This is a genomic window from Frankia sp. AgB1.9 (assembly GCF_016786355.1).
Lineage (GTDB): Bacteria > Actinomycetota > Actinomycetes > Frankiales > Frankiaceae > Pseudofrankia.
Genome location: NZ_JADWYX010000015.1, coordinates 65,718 through 89,298, shown reverse-complemented (window position 1 = coordinate 89,298; position 23,581 = coordinate 65,718). Strand labels below are relative to the sequence as shown.

At 70.9% G+C, this 23,581-nt stretch carries 21 protein-coding genes and 1 pseudogene; 12 read left to right on the top strand and 10 right to left on the bottom strand.

The features are described 5' to 3' along the window. Positions 1-210 precede the first annotated feature (210 nt). The 3 genes from I6A60_RS07995 to egtD all read left to right on the top strand — a co-directional run bounded on the left by I6A60_RS07995 (position 211) and on the right by egtD (position 3,992). Entirely contained in the window at positions 211-1,434 is a 1,224-nt protein-coding gene (locus I6A60_RS07995) for a radical SAM/SPASM domain-containing protein (RefSeq protein WP_203025197.1), read from the top strand. A gap of 204 nt (positions 1,435-1,638) precedes the next feature. Continuing rightward, positions 1,639-2,967 (top strand): ergothioneine biosynthesis glutamate--cysteine ligase EgtA, encoded by a 1,329-nt coding sequence (gene egtA / locus I6A60_RS07990; protein WP_203025196.1) that lies wholly within the window; start codon positions 1,639-1,641, stop codon positions 2,965-2,967. 29 nt (positions 2,968-2,996) lie between these two features. After that, positions 2,997-3,992, top strand: coding sequence for an L-histidine N(alpha)-methyltransferase (gene egtD, locus I6A60_RS07985; RefSeq protein WP_203025195.1), 996 nt, complete (start codon positions 2,997-2,999; stop codon positions 3,990-3,992). 80 nt (positions 3,993-4,072) lie between these two features. On the opposite strand, the gene I6A60_RS07980 is transcribed toward egtD, so the two are convergent. After that, positions 4,073-4,870, bottom strand: coding sequence for an SAM-dependent methyltransferase (locus tag I6A60_RS07980; protein ID WP_203025194.1), 798 nt, complete (start codon positions 4,868-4,870; stop codon positions 4,073-4,075). A 387-nt stretch (positions 4,871-5,257) separates the two neighbouring features. Between I6A60_RS07980 and I6A60_RS07975 the strand changes: the two genes are divergently transcribed. Both I6A60_RS07975 and I6A60_RS07970 read left to right on the top strand, forming a co-directional pair. Next, the gene (locus I6A60_RS07975) at positions 5,258-6,121 is read left to right on the top strand and encodes a helix-turn-helix transcriptional regulator (protein ID WP_203025193.1); all 864 of its coding nucleotides are present in this window, start codon (positions 5,258-5,260) and stop codon (positions 6,119-6,121) included. Positions 6,122-6,189: 68 nt separating this feature from the next. Further along, on the top strand, positions 6,190-6,555 hold the full coding sequence (locus I6A60_RS07970) for an FKBP-type peptidyl-prolyl cis-trans isomerase (protein ID WP_013427738.1): 366 nt from the start codon (positions 6,190-6,192) through the stop codon (positions 6,553-6,555). A gap of 99 nt (positions 6,556-6,654) precedes the next feature. On the opposite strand, the gene I6A60_RS07965 is transcribed toward I6A60_RS07970, so the two are convergent. The 7 genes and pseudogenes from I6A60_RS07965 to I6A60_RS07935 all read right to left on the bottom strand — a co-directional run bounded on the left by I6A60_RS07965 (position 6,655) and on the right by I6A60_RS07935 (position 13,795). Further along, a complete protein-coding gene (locus I6A60_RS07965; RefSeq protein ID WP_203025192.1) occupies positions 6,655-7,443 on the bottom strand; it encodes an SDR family oxidoreductase in 789 nt (262 codons plus the stop codon). A 162-nt stretch (positions 7,444-7,605) separates the two neighbouring features. Continuing rightward, positions 7,606-8,670, bottom strand: coding sequence for a dihydrodipicolinate reductase (locus I6A60_RS07960; RefSeq protein WP_203022007.1), 1,065 nt, complete (start codon positions 8,668-8,670; stop codon positions 7,606-7,608). Positions 8,671-8,917: 247 nt separating this feature from the next. Continuing rightward, positions 8,918-10,174, bottom strand: coding sequence for a wax ester/triacylglycerol synthase domain-containing protein (locus I6A60_RS07955; RefSeq protein WP_238434985.1), 1,257 nt, complete (start codon positions 10,172-10,174; stop codon positions 8,918-8,920). 366 nt (positions 10,175-10,540) lie between these two features. Beyond that, a pseudogene (locus tag I6A60_RS07950) lies at positions 10,541-11,548 on the bottom strand (DUF3445 domain-containing protein); the annotation flags it as partial. Further along, the gene (locus I6A60_RS07945) at positions 11,548-12,570 is read right to left on the bottom strand and encodes a PDR/VanB family oxidoreductase (protein WP_203022009.1); all 1,023 of its coding nucleotides are present in this window, start codon (positions 12,568-12,570) and stop codon (positions 11,548-11,550) included. The gene I6A60_RS07945 and the pseudogene I6A60_RS07950, both read right to left, overlap by 1 nt. Then, positions 12,570-13,136 carry a dimethylamine monooxygenase subunit DmmA family protein gene (locus I6A60_RS07940; protein WP_203022010.1) on the bottom strand — a complete coding sequence of 189 codons (567 nt, stop codon included), beginning with the start codon at positions 13,134-13,136 and terminating at the stop codon, positions 12,570-12,572. Before I6A60_RS07940 ends, I6A60_RS07945 begins: the two co-directional genes overlap by 1 nt. 17 nt (positions 13,137-13,153) lie before the next feature. Beyond that, positions 13,154-13,795, bottom strand: a complete 642-nt coding sequence (locus tag I6A60_RS07935) for a TetR/AcrR family transcriptional regulator (protein WP_307873581.1) — start codon at positions 13,793-13,795, stop codon at positions 13,154-13,156. A gap of 296 nt (positions 13,796-14,091) precedes the next feature. Here I6A60_RS07935 and I6A60_RS07930 point away from each other — a divergent pair, with 296 nt between their 5' ends. From I6A60_RS07930 to I6A60_RS07900, 7 genes are all read left to right on the top strand, one after another. Beyond that, positions 14,092-15,357 carry an aromatic ring-hydroxylating dioxygenase subunit alpha gene (locus tag I6A60_RS07930; RefSeq protein WP_203022012.1) on the top strand — a complete coding sequence of 422 codons (1,266 nt, stop codon included), beginning with the start codon at positions 14,092-14,094 and terminating at the stop codon, positions 15,355-15,357. Positions 15,358-15,398: 41 nt separating this feature from the next. After that, positions 15,399-16,163, top strand: a complete 765-nt coding sequence (locus tag I6A60_RS07925; RefSeq protein WP_203022013.1) for an SDR family NAD(P)-dependent oxidoreductase — start codon at positions 15,399-15,401, stop codon at positions 16,161-16,163. Positions 16,164-16,243: 80 nt separating this feature from the next. Then, the gene (locus I6A60_RS07920) at positions 16,244-17,056 is read left to right on the top strand and encodes an Fpg/Nei family DNA glycosylase (protein WP_203022014.1); all 813 of its coding nucleotides are present in this window, start codon (positions 16,244-16,246) and stop codon (positions 17,054-17,056) included. 209 nt (positions 17,057-17,265) lie between these two features. Continuing rightward, positions 17,266-17,538 (top strand): Sec-independent protein translocase subunit TatA, encoded by a 273-nt coding sequence (tatA, locus tag I6A60_RS07915; RefSeq protein WP_203022015.1) that lies wholly within the window; start codon positions 17,266-17,268, stop codon positions 17,536-17,538. A 685-nt stretch (positions 17,539-18,223) separates the two neighbouring features. Continuing rightward, complete coding sequence (locus tag I6A60_RS07910) at positions 18,224-19,438, top strand: amidohydrolase family protein (protein ID WP_203022016.1); 1,215 nt, start codon at positions 18,224-18,226, stop codon at positions 19,436-19,438. A 115-nt stretch (positions 19,439-19,553) separates the two neighbouring features. After that, entirely contained in the window at positions 19,554-20,702 is a 1,149-nt protein-coding gene (locus tag I6A60_RS07905; protein WP_203025393.1) for an alkaline phosphatase family protein, read from the top strand. Positions 20,703-20,754: 52 nt separating this feature from the next. Continuing rightward, complete coding sequence (locus I6A60_RS07900; protein WP_203025394.1) at positions 20,755-21,621, top strand: CoA ester lyase; 867 nt, start codon at positions 20,755-20,757, stop codon at positions 21,619-21,621. Between the two features lie 158 nt (positions 21,622-21,779). Here I6A60_RS07900 and I6A60_RS07895 read toward each other — a convergent pair whose 3' ends face one another. Further along, the gene (locus I6A60_RS07895; protein ID WP_203018266.1) at positions 21,780-22,946 is read right to left on the bottom strand and encodes an acyl-CoA dehydrogenase family protein; all 1,167 of its coding nucleotides are present in this window, start codon (positions 22,944-22,946) and stop codon (positions 21,780-21,782) included. Positions 22,947-22,991: 45 nt separating this feature from the next. Further along, on the bottom strand, positions 22,992-23,453 hold the full coding sequence (locus I6A60_RS07890) for a MaoC family dehydratase (RefSeq protein WP_203018340.1): 462 nt from the start codon (positions 23,451-23,453) through the stop codon (positions 22,992-22,994). Positions 23,454-23,581 lie beyond the last annotated feature (128 nt).

Here is a 23,581-nt window from a genome sequence, read left to right as displayed (position 1 = left end):
GCCTTGGCCCACTCACGTCGGACCGACACCACCGCCACCACCACCGGCACCCGTTTACGGCGGACCGCCCATGTCTGGGCCCGCTTACGTCGGCCCACCACCACCGGCACCGGTCTATGGCGGCCCGCCGCCAAGAATCGACCATCGCTCGCGGACCGAGCCGGGACGCCCGTCGGGCTGGCGCCAGCTGCTGGCGCGGATGCTGGGCCGATGACCACGCCCCGGCGGACGTACGCGGTCTGGGAGCTGACGCTCGCCTGCAACCTGGCCTGCGGGCACTGCGGCTCCCGCGCCGGCAGTCCCCGGGACGCCGAGCTCACCACGGCGCAGGCCCTGGACGTCGTCGCCCAGCTCGACCAGGCCGGTATCGACGAGGTGACGCTCATCGGCGGCGAGGCCTTCCTGCGCCGGGACTGGCTGACGATCGCTGCCGCGATCACCGGCCGCGGCATGACCTGCACGGTGACGACCGGCGGCTACAGGCTGAGCGCGGCGATGGCCCGGGGGCTGCGGGCCGCCGGCGTCAGGCAGTGCTCCGTCTCGGTGGACGGGATGGCCGGCACCCACGATCGGCTGCGCGGCCGCGCCGGCTCGTGGCAGTCCTGTTTCGTCACGATGGAGCGCCTGCGCGCCGCGGGCGTCACCGCCACCTGCAACACGCAGATCAATCGGCTGACCGCGCCGGAGCTGCCCGAGCTCTACCTCGCGCTGCAGGCCGCCGGAATCGCCGCCTGGCAGTGGCAGCTGACCGTCCCGATGGGAAACGCGGCCGACCAGCCCGAGATCCTGCTCCAGCCGGTGGAGCTGCTGGACGTGTTCCCGATGCTCGCGCGGGTCGCCCGGCAGGCGGCGTCCGACGGCATCGGCATTCATGCCGGGAACAACGTCGGGTACTACGGCCCGTACGAGCGGCTGCTGCGCTCGCCGGAAGGCACGGCGTTCTGGACCGGCTGCCAGGCCGGCCTGTCCACCCTCGGTATCGAGGCGGACGGCACGATCAAGGGCTGCCCGTCGCTGCCGACACGGGACTACGCGGCCGGCGACATCCGCGAGCGACCCCTGGCCGACCTGCTGCGCGACGCGCCAGAGCTCGCCATCAACACCGGGGCGGGCACCGCGGCGGCCAGCGACGGCACCTGGGGATTCTGCCGGACCTGCGAGTACGCCGACGTATGCCGCGGCGGCTGTACCTGGACGGCGCACACGTTCTTCGGCCGCGGCGGCAACAATCCTTACTGCCATCACCGGGCGCTCACCCGTCAGCGGGCCGGGGTCCGGGAGCGGCTGGTCCAGACGGTGCCCGCCCCGGGCCGCCCGTTCGACCATGGCCTGTTCGAGCTCGTAGAGGAGGACCTCACGGCGCCCTGGCCAGCCGGCGAACGCGCCCGCCTCACCGCTGCTGACATCCGATGGCCGACGTCCTGGGGTAGCTGACCCGGCTGCGTACGGCTCGCTCCGCTGGTCCCAGGTCAGCCAGGTGCACGAAAGCGGGATCCGGCGGCCGCTGGCCGGAATGTCCGTGCATGAGCAGTCGTTAGCTGTCTGGGCAGAAAACCTGCCAGCAGACTCGACCACCACGACCCGCGCCGACCCGCGGCCAGCCCACCACGGCTGACCGGTCCGGACCTGGAGGGGTTCATGGCACGACGGCAAACGCCGGAGGCGTCGACGCGCCCGGCGGACGACCTCGGCGAGGTGGTGGAGCGGCCCGCCGACGTCCACGACTTCGCCGAGCGGACGATGCTCGCCGACACGGCCGTCGGCCAGGTCGGGATCGAGACCGAATGGTTCGTGGTCGACCGGCATTCCCCCGGCAGCCCGGTCGCGCCGGAACGGACCCGGGCGGCGCTGGGCGGCTGCGGTCCGGACCTTCCCGGCCGGAGCCGGATCACCTTCGAGCCGGGTGGCCAGTTCGAGCTGTCCGGCCCGCCGCTCGCGCTTCCCGCCGCGCTGCGGGCGATGTCCGCGGACCTCACCGCCGTGCGCCAGCGCCTCGCCGACGAAGGCCTGCTGCTGGCCGGCCTCGGCGCGGACCCGCTGCGCGCGCCCCGGCGACTGCTGACCGAAAGTCGTTACGCCGCAATGGAGGAGTATTTCCAGGCGGGCGAGTTTCCCGCCGGCCCGGTGATGATGTGCTCGACCGCGGCGCTGCAGGTCAACCTGGAGGCGGGCCCGAAGGCCGGCTGGGACGATCGGTGGCGCCTCGCCCACTCGCTGGGACCGGTACTGGTGGCGATGTTCGCCTCGTCGCCGGTCCTCGCCGGCCGGCCGACGGGCCACCTCTCGACCCGCCAGAGCATCTGGTCGGGCATCGACGCCACCCGGACCGCCCCCGTCGCCGACGCCCGCACACCGCCCACGACCGACGGACCGGCCGCGCAGTGGGCCCGCTACCTGCTCGACGCCCGGCTGATGCTGGTCCGCGCCGGCGACGACCGGTACGTCCCCGTCCGCGACGGCTCGACCTTCGCCGCCTGGGTCGCGGGGGCCGGCCCGGTGCCACGTCGCCCGACCGTCGACGACCTCGCCTACCACGCGAGCACGGTCTTCCCGCCCGTGCGGCCCCGCGGCTGGCTGGAGCTTCGCTACCTCGACGCCCAGTCGGCGGCGCTGTGGCCGGTCGCGGTCACGGTCGCGACCGCGCTGCTCGACGACCCCGAGGCCGCGGACATCGCCCGCGACGCCTGTGCTGGCGTGGCTGGCCACTGGGCCGAGGCGGCCGCGCTCGGCCTCGCCCAGCCCGACCTGCGCACAGCGGCGCTGCGTTGTGTGATGGCCGTGGTCGAGGCGGCCGCGCGGCTGGGCCTGTCCCCAACCCTGACCGCGGCGGTCGCCGACTTCGCCGACACGTTCGTGCGGCGCGGGCAGTGCCCCGCCGACGCCGCGCTCGCCTCCTGGCAGGCCGGCGGCGCCTCCGCCGTCCTGCTGGACGCGACGACATGGGTGGAAATACCGCAACCGATCTAGCCGGCCAGCCCAGGAAGAGGAGATCACCGATGATTCCCACGAAGCTGAGCGACACCGGCAGTCGGCGTATTGCCGTGCACCTGACCGCCGCCGACCGGGCCACGCAGCTCGCCGCCGACGTACGGCAGGGTCTCACCGCGACGCCCAAGGAGCTGCCGCCCAAATGGTTCTATGACGAGACCGGTGGGCTGCTGTTCGACGAGATCACCCGCCTGCCGGAGTACTACCCGACGCGGCGCGAACGGGCGATCCTCACCGAGCACGCCGCCGAGATCGCCGCGTTCTCCCGCGCGGACACCCTCGTCGAGCTCGGCTCGGGCACGTCAGAGAAGACCCAGCTGCTACTGAACGCGCTGAGCGACATCGGAACGCTGCAGCGGTTCGTCCCCTTCGACGTCGACGAGGCCGTACTGCGCCACGTCGCGGATTCCCTGGCCACGACGCGCCCGGCGCTGCGGGTCAACGCGCTGGTCGGGGACTTCGACCACCACCTGGGCCACCTGCCGGCCGCCGAGGCCCGCCTGGTCGCGTTCCTGGGCAGCACGATCGGCAACATGCGCCCGGACCAGCGGCTGGGCTTCCTGGCCCGGCTGCGGGCCACGGCCTCGACCGGCGACGTGCTGCTGCTCGGCACCGACCTGGTGAAGGACCCGGGACGGCTGGTCGCGGCCTACGACGACGCCGCGGGTGTGACGGCGGCCTTCAACGGCAACGTCCTGAGGGTGGTCAACCGTGAGCTGGACGGCGATCTCGACCCGGACGGCTTCGCGCACCTCGCCGTGTGGGATCCGGACGCCGAGTGGATCGAGATGCGGCTGCGCTCCCGCCGGGCCCAGACGGCGCGGATCGCCGCGCTGGACCTCACCGTCCCGTTCGAGGCGGACGAGCAGCTGCGGACCGAGATCAGCGCGAAGTTCCGCCGGGACGGCATCGAGAAGGAGCTTGCCAACGCCGGGTGGGGCATGACCCACTGGTGGACGGACGCCGACGGTGACTTCGCCGTCAGCCTCTCGGTCCCGGCCTGAACCGGGCGCTGGCAGGAGGAGCACGACCGAGGACCCGTTCGTCGCGACCCGTACCCGCGGCACGGAGGCGCCAAGGCGCGTCAGAGCTTGCGGCCGACCCCGCAGTGGGAGGGCAGGATCTCGGGGTCGGGGGCATCCGGGCGCCACAGCGAGTTCGGGACGAGACCGGGCTCGACGAGCTCGGTGCCGTCGAAGAAGCTCGCGATCTCCTCCAGATAGCGGACGGTGTATTCGTAGCCGCCTTCGGCGATGGCGTCGGCGGCCTTGTCCGCGTCCCCGTGCACGCTGTCGTTGATGGCGACGTAGCTCCCCGGCGCCATTCGCGCGAGAATCTGCTGCACGATGCCGCGCGCCTCGGCCGTGTCCTTGACCGCCGCCCCGAGGACGCCGAACATGATCAGGCCGATCGGCTGCTCGAAGTCGAGGGTGCCGGCGGCCTGGTCAAGAATCGTCGCCGGCTCGCGCACGTCCGCCTCGAGGTAGGACGTGGCGCCCTGCGGCGTGCTGGACAGCAGTGCCCTGGCGTGCAGGAGGACCATCGGGTCGTTGTCGACATAGACGATCCGGCATTCCGGGGCGCTCCGCTGGGCCACCTCGTGCGTGTTGTTCTCCGTGGGCAGCCCGGTCCCGATGTCGAGAAACTGGCGAACGCCCGCCTCCTCGACGAGGTACCGCACGACCCGGGCGAGCGCCTTACGGGACTCCCGCGCGATCGCCACGATGCCGGGATAGGCGGTGATGGCCGCCTCGGCGACCTCCCGGTCCGCCGGGAAGTTGTCCTTCCCGCCCACCCAGTAGTTCCAGATCCGTGCACCGTGCGGGATGTCCGGGTTGTAGCGGGGGTCCACTTCGGCCGCGACCTCGTCGTCGGTGCTCATGGATGACTCCTGGTGTTGGGGAACGAACCAACAGGTCGGGAACGCCAGCATGATCGACTACGCGCCCGGCATGGTGACTGTACTTATGCGCAGAGACCTCGTCCATGGCCTGGAGCGCTTGCACAGACACGTTTACTCTCTGTTTCCGGGGGCTCGGCGATACCCCGGGAAACCTCGACCCGGTTGCGGTCGGTAGGCCGTTGGCCAGCATCGACTACCTAAAGACACCAATCGTTCACGTCACGGAGAGGGAGCTTGCCGTATACGACCGACCGTGCTGTGATCGCGTCGCGCGTCGACCCCTCGAACCGGGTCGGCCCTTGGGTGGCCGGTGGCGTCTCGATAAACTGAGCTATCGCACAAGGCGAGTGAAGCGGGGGAACAGGCGTGGCCGTACCGGCGGGCGGCAGCCCGACCGTGCGTCGCATCCTCCTGGGTTCGCAGCTGCGGCGGCTGCGGGAGGACAAACACATCAGCCGCGAGGACGCCGGCTATCACATCCGCGCCTCCGAATCGAAGATCAGCAGACTGGAGCTCGGCCGGGTCGGTTTCAAGGAACGTGACGTCAACGATCTGCTCGTCCTCTACGGCGTCACCGACGAGACCGAACGCGACGCGCTGCTCGCGCTGGCCAGGGAGGCGAACCAGCAGGGCTGGTGGCAGTCGTACTCCGACGTTCTGCCCAGCTGGTTTCACCCGTACATCGGGCTGGAGGAGTCGGCCTCCCAGATCCGTACCTACGAGCTCCAGTTCATCCCCGGCCTGCTCCAGACCGAGGACTACGCACGCGCGGTCATCACCCGGGGTGCCCTTGGCGCGCCGAAAGAAGTGATCGACAGCCGGGTGAACGTCCGGATGAACCGCCAGCGGGTGCTGGCCAGGGAAAACCCGCTCCGGCTCTGGGTGGTGCTCGACGAGGCGGCGCTGCGCCGGCCGATCGGTGGCGACCGGATCATGCACGCGCAGATCAACCACCTGCTCGAGCTGATCAGCAGCCCCTTCCTGACCCTCCAGGTGATGCCGTTCGCCTTCGGCGGTCACACCGCGGAAGGCGGCGCGTTCAGCATCCTGCGTTTCCCGGACCCCGACATGGCGGACATCGTCTATCTCGAACAGCTTTTCGGCGCGGCCTACCTGGACAAACGCGAGGAGGTCGACCGCTACACGATCGCGATGGACCGCCTCTGCCTGGACAGCAGCACGCCGGACCGGACCGCCGACGTACTCCGAAAGATCGACAGAAGCCTGTAAGGGCGCGGTCGTCCTGACTGACGATGTCGCCACGGAGCCAGCGCCGGAGCGCCCGTAGGGTGGGGACCATGGAGAAGCCAAAGATCGACCTCGTGGACAAGACGCCGCCGAAAGACCTGGTCGTCCAGGACATCACCGAGGGCGACGGCGCCGAGGCCACCGTCGGCCGCGCGGTGTCGGTCCACTATGTCGGCGTCGCCCTCAGCTCGGGCAAGGAGTTCGACGCCTCCTACGACCGCGGCAAGCCCTTCCGCTTTCAGCTCGGCGCGGGACAGGTCATCGCCGGCTGGGACCAGGGCGTACAGGGCATGAAGGTCGGCGGACGCCGTCAGCTCGTCATTCCGCCGCATCTGGGCTACGGCGTCCGGGGTGCCGGCCCGATCAAGCGGAACGAGACCCTGATTTTCGTCGTCGACCTGCTCGGCGTCGGCTGATCCCAGCCCTCGGGTCCGGCACCTGCCCCGGTCCCGCGTGAAAGCCATTCCCGTCGGCCGGGTAAGCCGGCCCGGTCTACCGCGGCCGGCGCCCGCCGATCAGGACTCCTCTACCTTGCGCGCCAGGTGCCGGATTCCGGCCAGCCATCGATCGGGGTCCGCCGCCTTCTGCGCGTAGTACCCACCTACCTCGGGATGAGGCAGGATGAGGAACTTTTCCGCGTCAAGGCCGTCGATCACCGCCTCCGCGACGTCCTCGGCCGTGAGCAGCGTTCCGGACGCGGCGACGACCCGGGCCGCCGCGTGTCCTTCCCGGAGGCCGTCGAGCAGCAGTGGCGTGGCCACTCCCAGCGGGCAGACGGCGCTGACCCGAATTCCCTTGTCTCCATAGGTCACGGCCAGCCATTCCGCCAGGGCGAGCGCGGCGTGCTTGGTGACGGCGTAAGGCGCGTCGCCGGGGGTCGTCAGCAGGCCCGCGGCCGAGACCACGTTGAGCAGGTAGCCACTGCCCTGCTCCAGCATCGACGGGACGACGGCGCGGGCCGCATGGACGTGCGCAAGCGTGTTGACCGCGAAGGTGTCCAGCCATGTCTTGGTGTCGACTTCCAGGCCGCCGCCGACGGACACCCCGGCATTGGAGCAGAACAGGTCGATCCGGCCGTACTCGGCGAGAGTCTGCTCGACCAGGGCGGCGACGGCCGTCTCGTCGGTGACGTCCGTCCGAACCGACCGCCCGCCGATCTCGGCCGCCACGCTCGCCGCCGCGTCCGCGTCCCGATCGCTGACCACGACGGCCGCCGCGCCGCCGGCCGCGAAACGCCGCGCCAGCGCGGCTCCGATCCCGCTGCCCGCACCGGTGACCACGATGACCGCGCCGTTGACATCCACCTGGGTTCCTCTCCACGCCTCGGACCAGCACCTGATCATGCACACATCAGGCCGTGCGGGGCGCGATCCGCGGAGCGGACCGAGGGCGGTCGGCAGCGGGCCGCGCCGGCATGTACCGCGGCCGGCGCGGCCCGTCCTGACGTCAGCCGCCGTGGACCAGGGTCAGCGCTTCGTCGCGAAACGCGAGGCGACCGTCGGAAGGTCGGCATAGGTGACGATGCCCGGCCGGGCGGCCACCACGGCGGGAATGGCGTTGACCACCGGCAACGCGGTGAGCATCGATCCCATCACCGACGCGTCCTCCAGCGTGAACGTCTCCAGATTCTCCGGCAGGACATCCACCCGCAGATGGATCTGCGGCGCGCCGAGCACCGTGATGAGGTGGCCGCTCGCGACCTCCCAGGCCGGCTCTAGATCCGCGACGACCGTCCAGCGGATGTGCGCCTCCACCAGGTCGACGCCGGCGCTGGCGCCGATCCAGCGGGCGTTGATGCCCGCGACCGTGCCGCGCTTGACCGTCCGGCCCGGTACGTCGGCGTCGCTGGCCGCGTGGGCGAACTCGACCTCGCACCGGATGTCCTCGATCGCCAGGCCGAGCTGGGCGCCCATCGACTCCACGGAGTCGGCGAAGGGGGCGGTCGCCTTCCGGATGTCATCGGCGTGGCCGGGGTCTCCGGCCGGCCGGCCCCAGCCCAGTTCGTCCTGGTTGGCGTCCGCGGCCCACAGTCCGATGTTGGTCGACTCGGTCACCCGCAGGTAGCTGACCTCACGGCAGATACCGGAGGCAACCGTGGCGAGATAGGCGACCCAGCCCGGATTGATGCCGCTGCCGAACAGGCTGACCTTCCCCTCCTGGGCCGCCGCCTCCAGGGCCGCGCGCGCCTCGGGGCCGTACGCGTGGCCGGTGATGAAGCTGGCCGTCGAGGCGACGTTGATCCCGGCCCGCAGCAGGCGGGTGAGGTGCTCTACATCCGGGTGCAGCGGCATGTAGATGACGCAGTCCGGCTTTAAGGCGATCAGGGCGTCGATGTCGTCGGTAGCGGTGACCCCGAGGTCGCGCCCGACCTTGGCGAGCTCGCCGGCGTCCTGGCCGACCTTCTCCTTGCTGAAGGCGAACACACCGACCAGTTCGAGGTCGGGGCGCTCCGCGATGGCCTTGACGGCCTCACTGGCCACCTTTCCTGTCGTCCATTGCACGACCCGCAGGGGGTGGTCGGTGGTCGCCATGGCGTCCTCCTCGGTAGCGGCGATGAGCTGAGCGCGCGGCACTCAGACGACTCGTTGGGCAGTCGCCAAAAGGGGCCGGTCAGATGCTTAGCATGCGCGCGTCGGGGCCGGCAAGGCACGAGGTACGCGGAGCGGGGCAACCGCCCGGCGGCGCGAGCAGGACGCCCGCGCCGGCCGCCTCACCCGCGCGGCCCGAGACCGCGTTCGCCGAAGCTCTTTCTGCGCGGTGGCTGCCGGCTGCCCGAAATCACGGCCAGAGGGTGGGAGTGGACCGGCCCGACGCGACGGCGGTCCGGGCCAGGTTGTCGAGTTCGGCGAGCCAGCGGTTGGCCAGGGTCGCGCCACGGGGGACGTTGCGATCGATCGCGACGCCCAGCGACGCCGTCGGGCCGACCCCGCCGAGGATGACGAACATGCGCTGGCCTGGAACGGGAACCGGGACCGGGACCGCCTCTTTCACCGGGCTCCCCGCGATCGTCAACGGAGCGGGCATGACGCCCAGGTTCGACGTCGAGACCGCCACTCTGCGCGGATCCATGCCCATCGCGACCGCGACGCGGCCATAGCGGGTAGGAACCCGCTCGAACCACCAACGCTCGCCGGCACCCGCGTCCGTACCGCGCCGATAGCGCGAGGTCTGCCGCCTGACCACCCCGAATCGGCGCGACGGCGAACCGGGGCCGCAGGGCAGCCCTACTCGGGTGCCCACCACGAAGTTGCTCAGGTGGTCGCTTTCGTCCGGTCGGCGGGCGCTGACCGGCATGAGGATCTTCAGTCGGCGCGCGCCACCTACCGGGCGAGACCAGGCCTCGAAGGCGCCCGCGAGCGCGACCAGGAAGACATCGTTGACGGTCGCCCCATACGCCCGGCCGAGGGCCCGTAGTCTCTCGACACTGGTCGAAGCCCAGTAGAGGTCGTGCTCTCCGGCCACCGGCCGAGCCAGTGCCTCAAGGCTGGCCGTCGGCGTCATCCAGCCGGCGAGCCGCCCGCCGGCCAGCGCGAGCGATCGCGGGGTCACCCGCCCCTCGCGCAGCCAGCCGGCGGAGGCGACCGCGGTCTCCGCGCCGAACAGAGCGGTCAGCACCCGGTGCAACGCGGTCCCGTCCAGCCACACGTGGCTCGCCCGGAACAGGACGTAGAACTCCGCCGCACCCGGAGCGTGCAACAGGCAAAGCTCCCAGGGCGGGGCGTCCAGCGGAATCTGCGTCTGGCAGCGCCGCGCGACGAGAGCCCGCACGTCCGCCGCGTCCGCGCCGGCCGGCAGGCGATGTTCCCGCACATGGGTGATCACGTCGAACCACGGGTCCGGCGCCCAGTCAGGCCAGCTGGCCTGGCCCGCGCCGTGCGTCACCCGATGAGCGAGGAGCGGGAAGAGGGCCGCCCTTTCCAGGACGGCCTGCCGCAACGCGCCGACCGAGCACCTGCCCTCGGCCCGCAGGAGATAGGCGACACTCAGCGGTGTGGCGCGGTTTTCCCGCTGATATCCCAGCAGTGCCCGGTCCATCCTGCTCAGCGGGCGCGGGCCCGCGTCGGCGGCCCGAGGGCACATATACACCACCACATTCCTGGGCTGCGGGACCGGTCGCCCAGCGGGCGGAATCTCCGCTTCAGAAGGCGGTCACGGCGCCCTGTCAAATGGGTCACCGAATTCGGGGTGACTCTAGACCGAAGCCGATCGGCCTCGATGGAAAAGTCCGTTCCGGGACCCGGGGACGGCGCTTCCCCGAGAATCCGCACCGGCCCGGCTATCGGGCCGTCGGGTTCCATAGTCCGACGCGGCGCCCGTAGGAAGAATGCCGTAGCCGCCACCTGCGCCCCGCCTCGTGCCGGCGGCCCGTACGCCGCACTTCCCGGCCGAGACCGCGAGTCAGCCGGGGCCGTCGGGCCCGGCCGTGATCGGCCTGGCCCGCAGCCAGCGGACGGCCCGGTCCCGCAACGGCAGGATTCCCTTGTAGTCGGCGATGTCGGCCGGCAGGTCGGCGAGGACGCTCGCGGCGCGCCGCCGCCAGTCCTCGACGGTGGCGAGCTGGTCGAACGGGAGCTGATAGGTCCGGATGAGAAAGAGCACCGCGCCGGAGTCGGGCAGCCGGAGCAGGTGCTGCACCTCGACCCGCAGGTGGAGCAGCCGGCCGAATGTGTCGTCGTCCGCCTGGGCTGCCGCGTTCCGGTCCGGCGCCCATTCGGGGTAGCGCTCCAGAGACAGGTCGAGACGGCGGCCGAAGCTCGTGGACCAGTTGGTGCGTCGGTAGGCCTGGTGCGGCTGAAGCCGGCGGATGAACTCCTGCGCCCGGGTGACGACGCCCTCGTCATGAATGCGCGGGACGGGACCGTGAATTTCCTGAAAGCTCATCCCGAGGTCGAAGCCGAAGCTCCAGGCCGCCGCGAACGTCACCACGCCGGCCTCGATCCAGAGCTGGCCGGCCCGTTCGTCGAGAAGAACCAGATCCTCCTGGACCTGGTGCGCTATCCAGCGCAGGGGCTCGCCGCCCAGGCATGCTTCGTCGCCATATCCGAAATCCGCGGTGATGCCGCGGAGACGGTTCTCCCAATGCCAGGTCTCCGGGCCGGTCCGGGTCAGCCGCATGCTTTCCGGATAGCTGGCGGAGAGCTCCCGCATCAGGGTGAGCGCCGCGTCCCAGGCCGCGGTCCGCATGTGCCCGGGGACCGCGTGCCTGCTCGGGTCGGCGGCCAGGATCTCCGCGCGTTCGGCGAGATCCCGGTGGTACTCGCCGTCGATGTCGATGACCGACGCGCCCCAGGAGCCGACCGCCGTCCGCACCGGCACCCGGGCCGGCTCGACGTTGGTCGCGTAGCGGAACTGGTCGGCGGTGAACGGGAACGGGAAGCCACGCAGCCGCGCCGCCTCGGTGGCCGACATCAGAGCGGAACCTCCAGGCGCGGGCCATTCGCTCGGGAGACGCACGGCATCAGGCAGTCGGCGGCGGCCTTCTCGGCCGCGGTGAGGACCAGGTCGCGATGCAGCGGTGGTCCGGCGGTGACGGGGGTTCGGCACTCGCCGCAGACGCCGTGCCGGCAGCGGTTCGGAATCGCGAGTCCGGCGGCTTCGAGGGCCTCCAGCAGGCTGGTACCGCTCGGCACCCGGACCGTCCGCCCGCTTCGGGTGAGAACCACGTCAAAGGGCGCGCCTGGGTCAGTCGTGCCGGCACCGAAGCGTTCGACGTGGATCCGGGACCCGGGCCAGCCCAACCCGCGCGCCGAGCCGACGACCCGGTCGATCAGCGGACCTGGACCGCAGACGTACAGATGCGTGCCCAAAGGCTGGTCCACGAGGGTTTCTTCGAGGCGGGCGGCGAACGCGACGCGATCGGTGAAGATGCCGGCACGGCCGTCGGTGAGGCCGCGGACGTCGTCCAGATGGGCACCACGCCCGGCCCGGTGGACGTACAGCACGCGGCGATCCTGGCCTCGGTGAGCGGCGGCACGCAGATGGGAGACGATCGGCGTCACCCCGATGCCCCCGGCGACGAGCAGATGTCGGCTGGCCCGGGCGATCGGCGGGAACCCGCTGCGCGGCGGGCGAGCCGTCACCCGGCTGCCCAACTCCAGGTGCGTGTGCAGCCAGCGCGAGCCACCGTTGCCGTCCTCGACGCGGAGCACGGAGATCTCGTAAACGGTCGGCGCGAACCCGGCGGACGTCAGGCTGTAGGCGTTGGTTCGACGGCCACCGTCCGGGCTGCCACCGTCTGGGCTGCCACTGTCCGGGCTGGCACCGTCTGGGCTGGCACCGTCCGGGCTGTCGCAGTCCAGGATGAGGTGGCTTCCGGGTACGAAGGCGGGTAGCTCCCGGCCGTCGGCCGCCGCGAGCCGGAAGCTGCGCACCCCGGGAACGGGCTCGGTGATACCGACGACCACGAGGTCCAGGATCGCTTCGCCGGCCATCAGGCGCTTCCTCCGGCGTCGGCCTGAAAGCCCAGGAAGCTGCCCAGCCGGCGGGAGACGTGCTGGAAGACCACCAGTGGACGCCCGCAGCCGGGGCAGTCGACGACGTCCCCGATCTCGGCATCTGCAGCGGCCACAAGGCCGCAATGGACGCAGGCGACGTCGATCGGGCCGCGACCGACCGGTACGACGACCAGCTCATCGTCCTCCAGCCCGGCCGCGATCGCAGTGGCACGCAGCGTCAGGCAGGCGCCGACCGGTCCGGTGACCCATACGCGCACACCGACCCGTGCCTCCGCCAACGCTGCCGCGAGCAGGACTCGCGCGGCGTTGCCATCCGGCGCGCGCAGGACCCGTACCGCGGCGCGGGTCCCGATGGGCTCGGCCGTCCAACGCGCCAGGACCTGCGCCGACTCCGGGCCCACGCCGACCAGCAGAGCGCAGGTGCCACCTGCACCGGCGGCGGTCGGCAGGGCGGGCGAGACAGGCCCGCGCGCCCATGGCGGCAGGCTGGTGTGGACCAGCTTCGCCGGGTCGACCCGCGGGCGGGCCACGCCGTCCTCCACCTCGCAGCCCCTGGCCGTCAGTCGGGCCGGCGGACCAGCAGGCCATTCAGGAAAAGCTCGATGGCGTGCTGAAGATGTTGTTCCTCGACCTCTGGCGTCCGGTAGATGCCGTAGGCGGCCAGCCAGGCCGGCATCGCGCCGACCATCGCGAAGAACTGCTCGGCCGCGATCTCCACGTCCTTGACGATGATGGTGCCCTCGACCTCGTGGCGACGGAGCAGATCGATGATGACCTGAATCCGCGGCGACCAGGTGACGGCCTGCGAGCTCAGCGCGAAGTCAGGGAAGCGCGCCGCCTCGGCGATCGCGATCCGGCTCATCCGGACGATGTCCGGGTCGACGGAGCGGGCGAGGATCGCGCGGGCGATCACGGTGAGGCTTTCGGCCAGGCCGTCGGGCAGTTCCTCCGTGACGCGTTCGTTGCGTTCCTGCCGGGTCAGCGCCCACGAGCTGACGGCGATGAAGAGCGCTCGCTTGTCCGGGTAACGGGCGTACAGGGTGCCCTTGGTGACGCCCGCGGCCTGGGCCACGGCCTCCATGGTCGTGCCGTCGTAGCCGTTCTCGAGAAAGGCGTCGAACGCGGCGCGGCGAATGCGGTCGGTCAGCCGCGCTGCCTGGGTCGGTGTTGGTCGTCCGGACCGGGAACGTTCCACGCTCACCTGGACAACACCATCCATCAAGTATGCGGCCCGGCGGCGGCAGCCACCGAGGCGAACGTCCCCGTCGACCTCCGCCACCGCGGCCGGACCGGGCCGCGGCGCGGTCTGGCCAGGACGGCAGGCCCAGAGGTCCCTGGCCAGGCCCCCGTTGACCCAAACCGTACGACACCGTACGGTTAACTAACCGTACGGCACCGTACGATTCTTCGCGTCGGCGTCACGTGCCCGGCGCGGGCGAGCCACGGCGGCACCGACCAGGTGCCGCGTGGCGTCACGGGTGGCATGGAGGTCGATCGATGGCGCACTTCCCCAAGCCCGCCGAGGGCAGCTGGACGCAGCACTACCCCAGCCTCGGCACGGGCCTTGTCTCGTTCGAGGACTCGATCTCGCCCGAGTACTACGAGCTGGAGCGAAAGGCGATCTTCGAGAAGACCTGGCTGAACGTCGGCCGCGTCGAGCAGCTGTCCCGGACCGGCAGCTACTTCACGAGGGAGATCGCCGCCGCTCGCCGCTCGGTGATCGTCGTCCGGGACGCGGCCGGCGAGATTCGCGCGTTCAACAACATCTGCCGCCACCGCGGCAACAAGCTGGTCTGGCAGGACTTCCCGAACGAGGAGACCAGCGGCACGGTCCGGCAGTTCCAGTGCAAGTACCACGCCTGGCGGTACGGGCTGGACGGCGCGTGCACGTTCGTGCAGCAGGAATCCGAGTTCTTCGACCTCGACAAGTCGTTGTTCGGGCTCCTGCCGGTGCGCTGCGAGGTCTGGGAAGGGTTCGTCTTCGTCAACTTCGACGACACGGACACCACCTCGGTGCGCGACTACCTGGGCCGGTTCGCCCACGGCCTGGAGGGCTACCCGTTCGGTGAGATGACCCAGGTCTGGAAGTACCGGGCCGACGTGGGCAGCAACTGGAAGCTCTACATCGACGCGTTCGCGGAGTTCTACCACGCGCCCGTCCTGCACTCGAAGCAGTACGTCAGCGAGGAGTCCCGCAAGCTGCAGGCCTTCGGCTACGAGGGGCTGCACTACGAGATCGACGGTCCGCACTCGATGCAGTCGGCATGGGGCGGGATGTCGCCGCCGAAGGACCTGAGCATGGTCAAGCCGATCGACCGCGTGCTGCGCAGCGGCAACTTCGGGCCCTGGGACCGGCCGGACCTCGCCGCCCTCGACTCGCTGCCGGAGGGCCTGAACCCGGCCCGTCACCCGCGGTGGGGACTGGACTCGTACGTCTTCTTCCCGAACTTCATGATGGTGGTCTGGGCGCCGGGCTGGTACCTCACCTACCACTACTGGCCGACCGCGTACAACCGGCACATCTTCGAGGGAACGCTGTATTTCGTGCCGCCGAAGGACGCCGCCGAGCGGCTGCGTCAGGAACTGGCCGCGGTCACCTTCAAGGAGTTCGCCCTGCAGGACTCGAACACCCTTGAGGCCACCCAGACGATGCTGGAGTCACGGGTCGTCCGGGAGTTCCCGATCAATGACCAGGAGATTCTCATCCGGCACCTTCACAAGACCGCGGCCGACTACGTCGCCGCCGCGCAGCGCCAGAGCTAGCCGACGAGCCCGTCGGTATCAGGTGAGCTGAAAGGAATCAGATGGCCGGGAACCAGGTCGGCAAGGTCGCGATCGTCACGGGCGCCGCGTCGGGCATCGGTCGGGCGTGTGCGACGCGCCTGGCCCAGGACGGCGCCGCCGTCGCCGTCCTCGACCTCAACGAGGGGGACGCCAAGGCGGTCGCCGACGAGATCCAGTCGGCCGGCGGCTCGGCGTTGGCGGTGGCCGCCGACGTCGCGGATCCGGAAAGCGTGGCCCGCGCCCTGGCGGCGGCCCGCGACCGGTTCGGCCCGGTCACCATCCTGGTGAACTCGGCCGGGAAGACCGGCACGAAGCGCTTCCTGGACATCACCCTGGAGCAGTGGACCTCGGTGCTGACCGTGAACCTGACCGGCACGTTCCTGTGCTGCCAGGCGGTCGTCCCGGACATGGTCGAGGCCGGCTGGGGGCGGATCGTGAACATCTCGTCGTCCAGCGCCCAGGGCGGCCAGGCACTCATGAGCCACTATGTCGCGTCCAAGGGCGGCGTCATCGCCTTCACGAAGGCGCTCGCGCTGGAGCTCGGCCCGGCCGGCATCACGGTGAACACGATTCCGCCGGGCTTCGTCGACACCCCGATGCTGCGGCGCGACGAGGCCCGTGGCCGCTGGGGCCCGAACACCGCCGACGACCTCATCGCGCGGACTCCCGTGCGCCGGATGGGCCTGCCGGAGGACATCGCCGCGGCGTGCTCCTTCCTCGCCTCCGAGGAGGCCGGCTACATCACCGGCCAGGTCTTCGGCGTCAACGGCGGCCGCAACACCTGAGCTCGGCGAGCGCGTCCCGGCCCCGGCGGGCGGGCCGGGACGGCATTCCGGGCGACCGCCAGCGATCGATAGGCTCAGTCATGCCCGAAGGTCACACCGTGCACCGGCTGGCCGCCGCCCACGCGGAGATGTTCCGTGGCCGGCCGGTCGCGGTGACGAGCCCGCAGGGACGTTTTGCGGACGGGGCGCGAAGGCTGACCGGGCGGGTGCTGGAAAGCGCCGACGCGTATGGCAAGCATTTGCTGCTGCGCTTCGAGGGCGAGCAGGTTCTGCACGTTCACCTCGGGATCTACGGCAAGTACACACTCAGCCCGGGCCCCGCACCGGTGCCGACCGGGGCCGTCCGGCTGCGGCTGACCGCCGACGGCGGCTACGCGGACCTTCGCGGCCCGAATGCCTGCGAGCTGTTGGAACCCGGCGATGTGAAGACGCTGCTGGACCGGCTCGGCCCCGACCCGCTGCGTCCCGACTCCGACTCCGAGCTTGCCTGGCGCCGCATCAGCCGGAGCAGGACGGTCATCGCGCAGTTGCTGATGGATCAGGCAGTCGTCGCCGGTCCGGGCAACATCTACCGGGCCGAGGTGCTGTTCCGCGCCGGCCTCGACCCGCGCGTGTCGGGCAAGGACCTGGCCGCGTCGCAGTGGGCAGCGCTCTGGGCCGACCTGGGCGTCCTGATGGCCGACGGCGTGCGCACAGGGCGGATCGACACCGTCCGGCCGCAACACACCCCCGAGGCGATGGGCCGCCCACCGCGGGTCGACGACCACGGCGGCGAGGTCTACGTCTACCGCCGTACCGGTCAGCCCTGCCTGATCTGTGGGAACCCAGTTCTGACCACGGAGCTTGCGGGCCGCAACCTCTTCTGGTGCCCGGTCTGTCAATCTCCGCGCTAGAACGTCGGCCTCAAACAGGACGCAGGCACGGGCGGATTTAGGCGGCGGAGAGAGGTCGCCGGGGCCGAAAGACAACGGAGTAGAACCGATCAGGCGGCCCAGACCACACGACGGAATGGGTGGTCCGGGCGTCGGCCGTCCAGCGGGCGCCGTAGCATTCGGTGAGTGCTGGCGTTATGCCGGCGTCCAAGAGTGGAGGAGCGAAACATATGCCAGATCTGGGCGCTCCGGAACTGATCATCATTGCCATCGTGGCGGTCGTCCTGTTCGGGTCGAAGAAGCTGCCCGAGGCCGCCCGGTCGATCGGCCGGTCCATGCGGATCTTCAAGTCCGAGATCAAGGGCCTGCAGGAGGACGACAAGCCCGCGGCGATCGCCGCTCCCGCTCCCCCGGCCGCCCTCCCGGCTCCCGCCGCCCCGGCTCCCGCCGCCGAGCCGACCCCGGCCCCGGTCGCGCTGGCCAAGGACGCCAGCGCCTCCTAGCACCGCCTCCGACCAGTTCCACCCGGTCCGGCGCCCCCATGATCGCTGCCTCGACCCTCCCGTGGCCGTAACCGGGCCTGCTCCGTAGCCACCAGAGGGCGAAAACAGTGATCAAGGCGGCGGGTAGGCGTTGGGGTGGTTGTTGTCGCGCCCTTCTCGCGATCGCAGGAGGGCGCATCCGACGACCACGCTGACGGGTAACCTGCACGGCGCCGGTCGCCGGGACTCCTGCCCAGCCCTACACCGTGGTCGCGGGGCGGGCAGAACCACCACCACAACCCAGGGCTGAACCCAAGTCCGGGTCGGCACGGCGCCCAAGGCGCCAGGCCACCGTCCCAAGTCGGGGCGCGCCGCAGCGGCGAGAACATCGTTGCAACCCGGAGGTGCTCTCCGACCCCGGACCAGAGTCGCCGATCAACGGCCGCTAGTGCCGCATCTGACAAGGTTGGCCTGGTCCCGAGACCAGCAAGATCGCCGTTTTCGCCCTCGTGTGGCTGTAGCCGCGGCGGGTTTGTGACCAGGTGAGGGACAAAACGGCGATCAAGCCAGCGGGCCGACCTCGCCGATCAACGGCCGCTGGCCGCCGAGGTCGGGCAGGCTGGCCATCCTGCCCGACCGCTTGACAGCCAATACTGAAATCGCGTTCTATCGGTCGTGTCCACCTTGACGCGATCAGGGAGTGCCCGTGGCCGCCCGGTACACGATCATCTCGGCTGACACCCACGCCGGTGCCAACCACGAGACCTACCGCGAGTACTTGGACCCGTCGTTCCTTGAGGACTTCGACGCCTGGCGCGGTAGGTACAAGAACCCCTGGAAGGACCTGCGCGACACCGACCTGCGGGTCCGCAACTGGGACGACGAGCGGCGCGACCGCGACCAGCTCGCCCAGGGCGTCGTCGGCGAAGTGATCTTCCCGAACACCGTGCCGCCCTTCTACCCGGGCTTCGTGCTGTTCGCCGGGCCGCCGAAGGCCGAGGAGTACCGCCACCGCCGCGCCGGCATCCAGGCGCACAACCGGTGGCTCGCGGACTTCTGCTCCCGTAAGGCCGCCCAGCGGGCGGGTGTCGGTCAGATCTTCCTGAACGACATCGACGACGCCATCGCGGACGCGACCTGGATCAAGGAAAACAACCTGCGCGGCGGCGTCCTTCTGCCGAACGTGGCCCCCGACGTGAGCTGGGTCAAGCCGCTCTACGACCCGGAGTACGACCGGCTGTGGGCCGCGCTGCAGGACCTGGAGATCCCGGTCAACCTGCACGGCGGCACCGGTTCGCCCAACTACGGCCGCTACGCGGCCACGCCGGCCCTCATGATCAGCGAAGTGGGCTTCTACGGCATGCGGCCCTTCGTGCACATGCTGCTGGCCGGCGTGTTCGAGAAGTTCCCACGGCTGAAGTTCGTCATCACCGAGGCGTCCGCCGCAGGCATCCCGCCGCTGTTGAAGCAGCTGGACGGCGTCCTCGCGAACATCCGCGGTGGCTCGATCGGCGAGCTGAAGTACCGGAAGGAAGACGCGCTCTCGCGTTCGGCGACCGAGTACTTCGAGCAGAGCTGCTGGGTTGGCGCGAGCTTCCCCCGTCCCGACGACGTCGCCGCCCGCAGCGTGATCGGCGCCGATCGGTGGATGTGGGGCAACGACTACCCGCATGACGAGGGGACCACGCCTTTCACCCACGAGGCGCTCCGTCAGGTTCTCCACCACCTGTCCGAGGCCGAGCTGCGGGCCGCGCTCGGCGGTAACGCCGCCAGGCTCTACGGCTTCGACCTCGACGCCCTTGCCCCGCTCGCGGCGCAGTACGGCCCGACCGTCGAGGAAGTCGCCGAGCCCCTGCTGGCCCTGCCGGAGAACGCCAACATGGCGTTGCGCAACGCCCAGGCCCAGCTGACCGCGGCCTGAGCACCACCGATCGACCCGGCCGGGACCGAACCGGCCGGGTCGATCGGCCGAACAGCCCGCGGCCAGCCGGTCAAACCGGTTCGCCCGCCGGTGTCCGGCGCGAGAGACTCAAGCCGTGCAGCCTCCCGCGCTTCCCCGGTATGGCGTTGATTCGCTGGCCGAGCTGGTGCCGGCGCTGCTGGCTTCGGTCGTGGCCACCGGTGTCGCCGGTGCGTCCCAGTTGGGACTGGAGCCGGCACGATCGGCCTGCCTGCTGCTGGTGGACGGGCTTGGCGACGAGCTGCTGACCGCCCACGCCGAGATCGCGCCGACCCTGGTCGCTCACCGGGCGGGGGCGCTGACCACCTGCTACCCGTCGACGACGGTCACCAGCCTCACGTCCATCGGCACGGGCCGCGCGCCCGGCGACCACGGCATGATCGGCTACCTGTTCGAGCCGTTCGCCGGCGCCGGCGGCCTGTTGAACGCGCTTCGCTGGCAGTTCCAGGGCCAGGACCGTTCGCTGCTCGACACCCTGCTCCCCGAGCAGCTCCAGCCCGAATCGACAGCCTTCGAGGACGCGGCTGCGGCCGGACTGCTGGTCACCTCGGTCTCGCCGCCGCAGTTCAGGGAGTCCGGGCTGACCCGGGCCGGGCTGCGCGGTGGCCGGTACGTCGGCGCACCCACCTGGGGCACGCTGGTCGACGCCGTCACCTCAGCGCTGCGCGAGCCCGGTCTCGTCTATGCCTACGTCTCCGACCTGGACACGACCGGACACGTGCTCGGCCCAGGTTCAAGGGGCTGGCAGGCGCAGCTCGCGTTGGTCGACCGGCTGGTCGCGACGCTCGTGGCGGCACTCCCCCCGGACACGCTGCTCGTCGTCACGGGCGATCACGGCATGGTCACCGTGACCCCGGACGACCGGGTCAGCCTGGACGCGGCGCCCGAGCTGCTGGCCGGAGTCCGCGCGATCGCCGGCGAGCCCCGGGCCCGGTACGTCTACGCGCAGCCGGGCGCGGCCGAGGACGTCCTGGCCGCCTGGCGGGAGGTGCTCGGCGAGCGGGCGTGGGTGCTGTCGGCGGAGCAGGCCGTGGCCGACGGCTGGTTCGGGCCCGTCGTTCGCCAACGGGTCGTCCACCGGCTGGGCCACGTCATCGCGGCGGCCCGAGGGACGACGGTGCTGGTCCGGCCGGAGATCGAGCCGCACCTGACCACGATGCGGGGCCAGCACGGCTCGTTGACGTCGGCCGAGATGAACGTCCCGTTGGTCCTCGCACGCGGCTGAGTCCGTCACATCCCAGGTGAACCGGTGGCCGGTCACCGCTAGCGTTCCCGCCATGACCACGGGAACGCTTCGGTGGCGGTCGCCACTGTTCACGCCGGCCAACCGGCCCGACCTGATTGCCAAGCAGGCGCGCTTCGGCGCCGACATCGTGATCGTCGACCTGGAGGACGGAACGCCGCTCGGCGCCAAGGCCGCGGGCCGCACCGGCGCGATCGAGGCCGTTCCGAAGCTGCGCGCCGAGTTCGGCGGGGCGATCTTCCTTCGGGTCAACGGAGTGACCGACACGGAGAACTTCGACGCTGACCTGGACTGCTACGCGGACCTCGGCCTCGACGGCGTCGTCGTTCCGAAGATCGAGACGGTCGGCGACGTCGACGCACTGGCCGCGGCGCTCGGTGCGCGCGGGCTCGGCGACCGGGCCGTGATGTACGGGCTCGAGTCGGTCGCCGGGGTGCACCGGGCCGCCGAGGTGCTGGCCCACGCGGCGAGCACGGCCCGCGTGGACGCGGCCTACTTCGGCGCCGAGGACTTCATCGCCGACCTGGGCGGCCGGCGGACCCGATCCAACGCCGAGGTACTGACGGCCCGTTCCCAGGTCGCGATCGCCTGCCGGCTGGCGGGCGTCGTGGCGCTGGACCAGGTCACCACCGCGATCAACGACCGGGACCGGTTCCTGGAGGAGGCATCCTTCGCCCGGGACCTGGGCTACGGCGGAAAGCTGTGCATCCACCCCGGGCAGGTGGCGCTGGCCCACGAGGCGTTCACTCCGTCGCCCGAGGAGTACGACCGGGCCCGCCGGCTGGTCGACGCCTACGAGGAGGCGCAGCGCGAGGGCCGGGGGACGATCAACTTCGAGGGCGGCATGGTCGACGTCCCACTGGTCGCCCAGGCACGCCGCGTCCTCACCGCCGGGGCCTGAGGCCCGAACGCCGGCTCGGCGGCCCGCCGCGGCCGCGCCGCGGGGCGCCCCCCCCCCCCCCCGGCCGGGCGCCGCCGCCCCGCCCCCCCCCCCCCCCCCCCCCCCCCCGATGCCCTGCACGGCCGGCCGCTCAGGGCACCGGCCGCCGGTTACCCCGATCAGTACGAGCGAGGCAGCCCGAGAACGTGCTCGGCGATGTAGTTCTGCACCATCTCCTGCGAGACCGGGGCAATCTTCATCAGCCGCGACTCGGCCCAGAAGCGGCCGACCGGATACTCGGTGGCGAACGCGAAACCGCCGTGCGTCTGCATCGCCCGGTCCGCGGCGAAGAACGCGGCGTCGGAGGCCAGGAACTTGGCCGTGTTGGCATGCTCCCCGCACGGTAGGCCCTGGTCGTAACGCCAGGACGCCTGCCGGATGACGAGCTCCGCGGCGGCCAGGCGCATGTGCGCCTCGGCGAGCGGGAACGCGATGCCCTGGTTCTTCCCGATCGGCCGGCCGAAGACGACCCGCTCGTTGGCGTACTGGGCGGCGATGCGCAGCGCGGCCTTTCCGATACCCAGTGCCTCCGAGGCGATGAGAATCCGCTCCGGGTTCAGGCCGTCAAGCAGGTACTTGAAGCCCCGGCCCTCCTCGCCGACCAGGTCCGACCCATCGACGCGCAGGCCGTCGTAGCGCACCTCGCAGGAGCCGACGGCGTTGCGGGCGATCTTGTCGATCTGGTGGATGTCGACTTCGGGGCGGCGCAGGTCGGCGAGCAGCAGGGTCATGCCGTCGGTACGCTTCCGGACCTCCTCGAGCGGAGTCGTCCGGACCAGGAGCAGCACCTTCTCGGCGATGTGGCCCTTGGTCGTCCAGACCTTCTGGCCGTGCACGATGTAGTCGTCGCCGTGACGGACGGCGCGGGTGGTGATCGACGTCGTGTCGGTACCGGCGTCTGGCTCCGTGACACCGAAGGCGACCTGCATCTCCCCGGTGGCGACCTGGGGCAGGTACTTCTCCTTCTGCGCCTGGCTGCCGTACTTCACGACCGGGTTCATGCCGAAGATGGAGATGTGCAGCGAGCTGGCCGCGTTCATCGCGCCGCCGGCGGCCGCCACCTCCTCCATCACGATCGACGCCTCGGTGATACCGCCACCGCCGCCGCCGAACTCCTCCGGTATCGCGATGCCGACCCAGCCGGCCGCGGCCATGTCGTTGTAGAACTTCCACGGGAACTCGTGGTCCTTCTCATGCTGGCGCCAGTACTCGGCGTCGTACCCCTTGCAGATGTCCCGCACGGCCTCGCGGATGGCCGTGTGCTCGGCGGGTTCAGCGAACTCCATGGAGACTCCTCGCGCCTCTCTTACAACCAGCTGGGTGGCAAGGGGTTACTCGGCCTCGTCGGCCGGGCGGCAGTGCATCATCGCGGACCGGAACGCCCGGCAGACCAGCTCGTCGTGCTGGTTGTAGCCGTCGTGGCGGAACTCCACGATGCCGACGCCGGGGCGCGAGCTCGACAGCCGCGCCTTCGTCACCTCGGTCACGACGTGCAGGGTGTCGCCCGCGAACATCGGCTTGGGAAACTCGATCGAACCGAAGCCCAGGTTCGCCACCGTCGTTCCCAGCGTGAGCTCCGGCACCGCGAGGCCGACGACGGTCGCGATCGTCATCATCGAGTTCATCAGAGGCCGCTTGAACTCGCTCCCGGCCGCGAACTCGTGGTCGAGGTGCAGCGGCTGCGGGTTCATCGACAGCGTCGTGAGCAGCACGTTGTCGGTCTCGGTGAGCGTGCGGGTGATCGCGTGGTGCACGACGGTCCCGACCGGCAGCTCCTCGAACCAGGAACCCATCCTCCGGCTCACCGCACTCGCCTCCTCAGATCCTGCGCCAGCTCTGGCCCGACGTGTCAGCCCGACCGCGTCAACAGTCCGCTTCTCGCCTGGCGAGAATGCCATGTCCGACTACTACACCACGCCGG

Coding starts and splice junctions, on each gene's coding strand:
- I6A60_RS07980 (WP_203025194.1), bottom strand. CDS start 4,870: ATGAGCACCGACGACGAGGTCGCGGCCGAAGTGGACCCCCGCTACAAC.
- I6A60_RS07900 (WP_203025394.1), top strand. CDS start 20,755: ATGACCACGGGAACGCTTCGGTGGCGGTCGCCACTGTTCACGCCGGCC.
- I6A60_RS07930 (WP_203022012.1), top strand. CDS start 14,092: ATGGCGCACTTCCCCAAGCCCGCCGAGGGCAGCTGGACGCAGCACTAC.
- egtA (WP_203025196.1), top strand. CDS start 1,639: ATGGCACGACGGCAAACGCCGGAGGCGTCGACGCGCCCGGCGGACGAC.
- I6A60_RS07960 (WP_203022007.1), bottom strand. CDS start 8,670: ATGGCGACCACCGACCACCCCCTGCGGGTCGTGCAATGGACGACAGGA.
- egtD (WP_203025195.1), top strand. CDS start 2,997: ATGATTCCCACGAAGCTGAGCGACACCGGCAGTCGGCGTATTGCCGTG.
- I6A60_RS07920 (WP_203022014.1), top strand. CDS start 16,244: ATGCCCGAAGGTCACACCGTGCACCGGCTGGCCGCCGCCCACGCGGAG.
- I6A60_RS07945 (WP_203022009.1), bottom strand. CDS start 12,570: ATGGCCGGCGAAGCGATCCTGGACCTCGTGGTCGTCGGTATCACCGAG.
- tatA (WP_203022015.1), top strand. CDS start 17,266: ATGCCAGATCTGGGCGCTCCGGAACTGATCATCATTGCCATCGTGGCG.
- I6A60_RS07925 (WP_203022013.1), top strand. CDS start 15,399: ATGGCCGGGAACCAGGTCGGCAAGGTCGCGATCGTCACGGGCGCCGCG.
- I6A60_RS07995 (WP_203025197.1), top strand. CDS start 211: ATGACCACGCCCCGGCGGACGTACGCGGTCTGGGAGCTGACGCTCGCC.
- I6A60_RS07955 (WP_238434985.1), bottom strand. CDS start 10,174: ATGGACCGGGCACTGCTGGGATATCAGCGGGAAAACCGCGCCACACCG.
- I6A60_RS07890 (WP_203018340.1), bottom strand. CDS start 23,453: ATGGGTTCCTGGTTCGAGGAGCTGCCGGTCGGGACCGTCGTGCACCAC.
- I6A60_RS07970 (WP_013427738.1), top strand. CDS start 6,190: ATGGAGAAGCCAAAGATCGACCTCGTGGACAAGACGCCGCCGAAAGAC.
- I6A60_RS07895 (WP_203018266.1), bottom strand. CDS start 22,946: ATGGAGTTCGCTGAACCCGCCGAGCACACGGCCATCCGCGAGGCCGTG.